This window comes from Streptomyces sp. NPDC059718 (assembly GCF_042733315.1).
In the GTDB taxonomy this organism is placed as follows: Bacteria; Actinomycetota; Actinomycetes; order Streptomycetales; family Streptomycetaceae; genus Actinacidiphila.
Genome location: NZ_JBHWGA010000153.1, coordinates 1 through 1,069 on the forward strand (window position 1 = coordinate 1; position 1,069 = coordinate 1,069).

Here is a 1,069-nt window from a genome sequence, read left to right on the forward strand (position 1 = left end):
CGTCCTTGATGTCGTACTCGCCCTTGCCGTCGTCGTCGGTGAAGCCGACGGTGGCGCCGTTCATCCGGGTCTCGGTGAACTTCTCGGAGATCACCATCTGGCCGTTGTAGGTGGTGTTCTCGTCCGAGCCTGCGGAGATCGGGATGTCGCGGATGACCTTGCCGTCGCGGACGACCTTCATCCGGTGGGTCGAGGCGTCGACCGTCGAGACCTGGCTGCGGCCGATCTTGAAGCTGACGGTCTTCTCCTGGACGCCGTAGACGCCGGAGGAGCCCTCGACGCCGTCGAGGTTCAGCTTGAGGGTGACGGTGGAGCCGGCCTGCCAGTAGGACTCGGGACGGAAGTCGAGCCGGGTGGAGTTGAACCAGTGGCCGACGACCTCCTGGCCGCTGCTGGAGGTCACCGCGATCGCCGACTGGACGGCCTTCTTGTCCTCGATCGCCTTGGTGAAGTTGATCGAGACCGGCATGCCCACGCCGACGGTCTGGCCGTTCTCGGGCGTGTAGTAGCCGATGAAGCTGTGCGCGGAGGTGACCGTGGTGAAGGTGGAGTTCTCGGCGGCCTTGCGGCCCTTGCCGTCCTCCGCCTTGGCGGCGATCTTGTACTGGGTCTCCCGCTTCAGCGGGCCGTCGGGCGCCCAGCTCGAGCCGTCCGCGGAGATCGTGCCCTTGACGTCGGAGCCGTCGGCGACCGAGGTCATGGTGACGCTGGTGAGCTCACCGTCGGTCACCTGCACCTTGGCGCCGGTGTTGATGCTGACGTCGCTGGCGCCGGTCTTCGGGGTGATCGATATTCGGGCGTCCGAGGAGTCCTTGGCCGCCTGCTCGTCGACCGAGGCCTGCGACTTGGCGTTGTTGTCGGAACCGGCCGTGCCCGCCTTGTCTCCCCCGCAGGCGGTCAGCGTGATCGCCCCGACGGCGAGCAGCGCCAGAGCTGCCAGCCCGGCTCGCCGCTTGCGCGAGGGACTCGTGTCGGTGGCTGTGCCGGTCTCGGCGCGCTTCACACAGATCTCCAATGTCTTCCGGTACGCGTTTCCCCCGGCCCGCGTGCGTCGCGGGCCACGGCCCTC

The 1,069-nt window shown here is 67.7% G+C and carries 1 protein-coding gene; it reads right to left on the reverse strand.

Translation table 11 applies throughout. The annotated features are described in order from the left end of the window. Positions 1–1,003, reverse strand: a 1,003-nt coding sequence (locus ACFV3E_RS46815; protein ID WP_500542669.1) for a L,D-transpeptidase, incomplete at its 3' end; no start/stop codon positions are given. Positions 1,004–1,069 lie beyond the last annotated feature (66 nt).